Source organism: Oceanisphaera sediminis, assembly GCF_039539745.1.
Classification (GTDB): domain Bacteria; phylum Pseudomonadota; class Gammaproteobacteria; order Enterobacterales; family Aeromonadaceae; genus Oceanimonas; species Oceanimonas sediminis.
Window position 1 is genome coordinate 141,485 of sequence record NZ_BAABDS010000014.1, and the last position, 6,001, is coordinate 147,485.

The 6,001-nt window shown below is 40.9% G+C and carries 5 protein-coding genes; 1 reads left to right on the top strand and 4 read right to left on the bottom strand.

The features are described 5' to 3' along the window. Window positions 1-648 precede the first annotated feature (648 nt). Entirely contained in the window at window positions 649-1,101 is a 453-nt protein-coding gene (locus tag ABD827_RS06145) for a DUF302 domain-containing protein (protein ID WP_344963304.1), read from the bottom strand. Between the two features lie 195 nt (window positions 1,102-1,296). Further along, entirely contained in the window at window positions 1,297-1,551 is a 255-nt protein-coding gene (locus tag ABD827_RS06150; RefSeq protein ID WP_344963306.1) for a hypothetical protein, read from the bottom strand. A gap of 192 nt (window positions 1,552-1,743) precedes the next feature. Between ABD827_RS06150 and ABD827_RS06155 the strand changes: the two genes are divergently transcribed. Beyond that, on the top strand, window positions 1,744-3,924 hold the full coding sequence (locus ABD827_RS06155) for an AAA family ATPase (protein WP_344963308.1): 2,181 nt from the start codon (window positions 1,744-1,746) through the stop codon (window positions 3,922-3,924). A 116-nt stretch (window positions 3,925-4,040) separates the two neighbouring features. On the opposite strand, the gene traJ is transcribed toward ABD827_RS06155, so the two are convergent. Further along, window positions 4,041-4,400 carry a conjugal transfer transcriptional regulator TraJ gene (traJ, locus tag ABD827_RS06160; protein WP_344963319.1) on the bottom strand — a complete coding sequence of 120 codons (360 nt, stop codon included), beginning with the start codon at window positions 4,398-4,400 and terminating at the stop codon, window positions 4,041-4,043. 134 nt (window positions 4,401-4,534) lie between these two features. After that, window positions 4,535-5,899, bottom strand: a complete 1,365-nt coding sequence (locus tag ABD827_RS06165) for a hypothetical protein (RefSeq protein ID WP_344963309.1) — start codon at window positions 5,897-5,899, stop codon at window positions 4,535-4,537. Between the last annotated feature and the right edge of the window lie 102 nt (window positions 5,900-6,001).

Below are 6,001 nucleotides of genomic sequence, written 5' to 3' on the forward strand. Positions count from 1 at the left end.
CTTGGGATTTTACTGCTTACCGTTACTACTTACATAACTGCGCTACTGACAGAGGGTTTTATGTATAAGTATCAGATCAATTTTCCGAGCCCTGCCCCCTTCTGCCCGGTTTAAGCCGGATGCTGTTTTTGGCATCCGGCTTGAATACTGCGGCCGACAATCGCGGCCGGCCCCCTCTTTATTCGGTATTACCTGACCCGTACAGCACAGGAGATGCAGCCTTGAAGTATTCAATCTGCCGTGGCCCTCTTAAATGGGCGTAGCTTGAGTCTATTCAACTTGAGCTTGTGACAACGTCGATTTTACAGGCCAGCGAGACAAAGAAAGCGGCACTTTTCCGGCGGCCCGTCATCAAGGAGCCTGATCATGAGTAAGGAAAAGGTAAAAAAGAAAGCGGAAAAATCCCTGAAAGAAAAACGTCAGGAGAAGCGCGACAAGCGCAAGAACCAGGAATAATCCCGACGTTGGCCGAAAAGCCAACCGGTTTGCAGGCACAGGAGCCAGTGTCTGCGAGCCGACGTAGTGAAGTACAGTAGTATGGATAGCAAGCACGATCCGGTTGGGCGCCTCTCGGCGCCCTTTTTATCGACGTCCGCCTTTTGGCGACAGATAAAAAACTGTCGGTAAAACCATCTATAAGACAAAGCCTTATTCTTTTGTGGCCTTTGTTGCCATGCCGGCCAGTGCCTTTTCTATTTTCGATATCACCTCTTCGCAGCCGGTAATATCGTGTCTTTTCGCTAAATATCCCGGCTCGTTATAGGATATCCAGACCCTGTTTGCTTCGTCTTGCCAGATCAGGGCTTTTTGCGGCAGGTCGATAGCCACACTTTGCCGGCACTGCATCAACGGGCTGCCTACCCTGGGGTTACCGAACAGCAGTAGCTCGGTATCTCGCAGCTCGAGGCCAACCTTATCGGCACCCTGTGCGTGATCTATTCGATTGAATACCGTCATCCCGTTCTCTTTCAGGATGCTTTCCATTCGATCGGCCGTGTCCTTCACGGTAAACGTACTTTCAATATTCATCATGCCATCCGCCGTCTGTGCCGAGGCAGAAATAGCAACCGCAAAAAGCAGACTAAAAATTGATGTTCTCATGATCCTTCCTTTCATGAGTGGGACCGTGTCACGATAACATGACCGGGAAAACTGAAAGTCGAAGATAGATCTTAGCCGACAACAGAAAACAAAAAGGGGCGCAAGCGCCCCTTTTTTCATCGTGCTTTATGCAAGATGCCTAGCCGCTTATTCCCACTCTAATATCAATTAGAAGAAAATACATAGAAATAACAGCTAATTAGAAGAGCAACCTTTCTCGATACCATCATCTATACCATGCTCAGAATTTTTTTGATTTTTTGCAGCTCGTCGACGTTTTAGTTCAGCTTTGGCCCAAGCTGACGATTCTGCCATGTCCTTACGCAGTTGTTCCAGCTCAACAGGATGAAGCCTGCGGACCATAGCCAAGCGCCCTTTGTGCTCCTCTGTAGTAGTGAGCTGCGGCACGTCTGCTGTACCCGATCCCCCAGGATGCTGACGCTTGCTCATGTCTCCCCCCTCAACCGTGACCTCCCCACTCCTCGACCTCTAATGAAGCAAAGCCTAAGCACATAATACCAAAGTAGCATGTTTCATAAGGATTTTTCTGGGCTACATCAATATAGCCCCTCCTTTTTCTCCTACAATGGGATGAGCAGCAAGCATATAAAGAAAACTTCACAAATAATATACGGAGGGAAAATGATCGAGTCTATAACAATGCAAGGAGTAGCAAGCTTTAGTGAACTTACTCCAGTTACGATAAACACAAACAAAAAATTAGTAGTCATTTATGGTCATAACGGTACAGGAAAATCAACTCTAGCAAGATACTTACAGAACACATCAGACAGCAACTATAATAGGTGTAATTTTACTCTACCAAACTCGCAAGACTATCAACTATTAGTTTACAACACTGATTTTGTGGAAAAAAACTTTTCGCAAGATAGTTTTGAGGGAGTATTCACCCTCGGTGAAGAAAATGTGGCAGCCGAACAAGCAATAACTGTTGCAGAACAGGAAATAACCAGCCTAGAAGGCCAGAGGCATCAAAAACAGCAAGCTAAATCGGAGTGTGGAACCAGAAAGGAGACTAAGATACGACACATAAAAAACAAAGTATATGAAATCAAGAAAGAGCATGACAGAAAAGATCTAGACCACTGTTTAGTGGGCTTTAAAAATTCTGCTGACAAGTTTTATGAAGCGCTTTTAAGAACTCCTCTACTAAATTCACCTGGATATGATTTTAACGATCTTGCAAGGGAATCAAGCGAACTAAACAGAAAAACTGCTGAGAAAAGAAGTCTATTACCAACACTATCCTCCAATTTGTCTGCCATAGAGACAAACAGCATTTTTAACGAAGTGATTATTGCATCAAGAGAAAGCTACCTATCCAATCTAGTAGAAAAATTAAAGAATTCCTCATGGATAGATCAAGGTAGAATTTACATAAATGATGCGAAAGGGAAATGTCCATTCTGTCAGCAGGCTTTAGGGGATGAATTGGCAAAGCAAATCAACTCACTATTCGACTCATCATATGAACAAAAGAAAAAAGAAATACAGGGTTTAAGAGACAATTACTTCAATAAAACCAACGAGCTAAAAACACAGCTTTCCGAAAATTATTTCAAATCACTAAACAATAGAGACCTTGATTTACAGAAAGAAAGGCTTATAAACTCTTTAGAAGCAAACCTAGAAAAAATAGATAAAAAGCTAAACAACCCTAGCATAAGAGTATCACTGAAAGAAACAGACGATTTTTTACAATCAATAAACCAAATAGTAGAAGAAGAAAACTCTTCGAGAAGAACCTTTAACTCGAAACTAGAAAAGAAGAAAGATTCCCTAGACGAAATCAAGAGTAAATTCTGGTCATTGGTTCGCATTAAGTTTGATTCTGAAATAAAGGAACACCACAAATTAATAGAGGAAATCAGTTCTGAAATTTTGAAATACGAAGACAAAATAGCAGCGTTGACCAGGTCAATCGAAGAACAGAATGAAATAATCTCTGAGAACAGAGCAAAGATAACAAACATAGATACGTCAATAACCAACATTAACAATCAGATCATAAGCATCGGCTTAGGAGGCTTTGAAATCAAACGAAAGCCAGGTGAAGACAACCACTATTACCTTTGCCGAGGCACGCACAACAGCGGAAATCACGTGTACAAATCTCTGAGTGAAGGTGAGAAAACTCTTATCACTTATCTTTATTTTTTGGAATTGTGCCAGGGAAGCATACGCTTCGACTCGCCAACTTCTAAGAACAAGAAAATAATTGTTGTTGACGATCCAATTTCCAGTCTATCTCATAATTACATATATGAGATAGGCTCTCTTACTCATAAGAAAATCATCAAAGGATATGAGTATTCGCAAGTTATCCTGCTGACTCATAGCCTATATTTCCTACACGAAATGACAAAATACCTCCCTAAGAAACAAGAGGACTTCGATAGAAAGTGCAATGTATTCAGAGTCACAAAAAATACTCATAGCAACATATCGCCAATGAAGAGAGGCGATATAAAAAATGACTACCAGTCCTATTGGCAGATAATAAAAGATGCACAAGAAGGGAACACTAATAACATCGTACTCCCTAACATCATGAGAAACATTCTCGAATATTACTTTTCTTTCGTTCACAAAACCGATGAATTAAAAAAAGCTCTTGATGAACTAGAAGAAGATGACGCTGAATTTTCTTCTTTTTTCAGATTTATTAACAGAGAATCTCATTCCGACTCAGTAAACATAAACGATCTTGGCGAAATAGATTCAGATCGCTTTATCAATAAATTCAGAGAAGTTTTCCTACGAACAGATTTTGAAGAACATTACAACAAAATGATGTCTTAAACTAAGAAATATAAAGTCGAACTGAATAGGGAAAGTTCATTTTCAATCAATCCACTTAGTTGGCAGAACAATTAAAGGCGGCCCCGCGCCGCCTTTATACTACTATTTTCTCATCGTCATAATTCAGACCTCGGCATAACAATCTTGGTCATAACCTTACCCATTTCCTCCTGTGTCGCCTCAATCTTGCTGAGAACAGCAAGGATTGTAGACTGGCCGAACTGGGCAGTTCGCACGTCATCGGTAAGCCATAGCTTCAATAGGCCACCTAAGCGGCCAAGGTCGCCGTTGATTCGGGCCAATTCCCGAACCTGCTCATAATCCACCACACCCGAGATATGATACCCCTGACTGACCTCACGCAGATAACGTGCTGCACTCATAGCAGCTCGCTTTGCCTGCGCCTCCTGAAAGTCCTCCGGAGTCGCTAGGCCAGTCCCGGCTGTAAGATACCAAGCCTTAGCTTCCCCATTTATTTAGCCACTATAGAATGTGTTTTGTGCTATGGTGATTACCTTACAAGCACGAAATACATTATCTGAACCCTCGGCAGAATAGAAAAAACCAACGTGATGTATTTTGATTAATTATCATCCAAACACATAAAAACTCAATGTGAAATATATTTCACACCTGCCGGTGCAGTTTTTTTCTTCAGTTCCGACTGCATACTCTTACCGACACTGTCTCTCCTGAAGTCAAACATATTCATCTCAAAAGTATTAATTGAAACTTGATTATTACCATGTACATGAGCAATAAGACGCTTGTGTGCATCTTTATAAGGTGCTTTCGCAAATGAACCACCGAACTCCCCAGAGTTAACCAAAACCACATGTTGGTACATATGATAGTGTAGTGCTTCTACCATAGAATCAAATGTATTTACATCTTGATTAAGGGCGCTGACTAAGTAAGCATTGGATTTATCACGTAGATCAGCACTTAGAGAAATATCAGTTGCATCAAAGCAGATTGAACCTGTTAACACAAAGCCTTTTTCGTCCTTAAAGGCTGGGTGTACCAACTCAAGTAATAACTGATAAGGTCTCCAAGGTTTAATCTTCTCTTTTTCATCAGCCATCATATTGCATTTACCTTGCAGACGGATAATTTCTCTTTGGCTAGATCTATGTTTTGTCGGAACAATCCATACTGCACAATTATTAGGACCCTCAATTCCGTCTTGATGAATAAACCCAAGACCTGCAAACACAATCGCCTTTGTTTTTCTGGACAATGCAACTAGCACGTCCAAATCCTCATTATGAACAGCTAGCTCTGGCCAAATTATAAGATCGGCATCGTACTTTCTTCGATCCTCACCTGTATTTTCTTTTTGAACTTCAAGGTGTTTCAAAACTAGCTCTGCAACGGATGCAATATGTTTCCTATGCTTTGCTCGGTATTGAGCATCTTCAAGTAAAAAACCGAATGAAGAAAAACCCTCCTTTCTTGGCATTTTTGACTGAACCATTACAACAGATAGCGTTTTTTTATCTTTTTTCCAATCCAGCTCCTGCCGCTCAAGTAAACTAGGCATCCCAGAAAGAGAACAATATGCTTCCTTTAATAACGACAAACGGTCATCTATTAATCTATAAACAGAATCTATCTTCCATAATGATGGCCATTTATAACCATGATCATTGATAGAAATGCCTGGCCATTTCAGTAGTTTAGATATTAAACCTGTTATCCATCCTGAGACTTGCGCACCGACACCAGAAATAGATTCAGGAGTAGTAATTAAACCAATTTGTCGCTTATAGGCAGTTGTTCGTATACCTCTGTAGCCTGCTTTTGCAACTAAACTCTGCCCGAAAGTTGTCCAATCTTGACTGCCAACTAATACTGCCCTAATAAACTCTCCAATAGTACGTAAGATAGCAATATCGTCTTCAACGGTAGAACAAAAAGATCCCCAACTATCAATAATATCATTATTGCAATCAAACCCTAATGAAAGTACCATTTCAGAATTAAAAACACCTTCTCCAACTATATTGGCTATGTATGAGTTAACTGTGTCTGTGCCAATAAGATGCTGTTTTCATTCGGGTTAGTGTGAGTTTCA

Bases quoted from the DNA above. Each gene is read 5' to 3' on its own strand.
- ABD827_RS06145 (WP_344963304.1), bottom strand. From the start codon at position 1,101: ATGAGAACATCAATTTTTAGTCTGCTTTTTGCGGTTGCTATTTCTGCC.
- ABD827_RS06150 (WP_344963306.1), bottom strand. From the start codon at position 1,551: ATGAGCAAGCGTCAGCATCCTGGGGGATCGGGTACAGCAGACGTGCCG.
- ABD827_RS06155 (WP_344963308.1), top strand. From the start codon at position 1,744: ATGATCGAGTCTATAACAATGCAAGGAGTAGCAAGCTTTAGTGAACTT.
- ABD827_RS06165 (WP_344963309.1), bottom strand. From the start codon at position 5,899: ATGGTACTTTCATTAGGGTTTGATTGCAATAATGATATTATTGATAGT.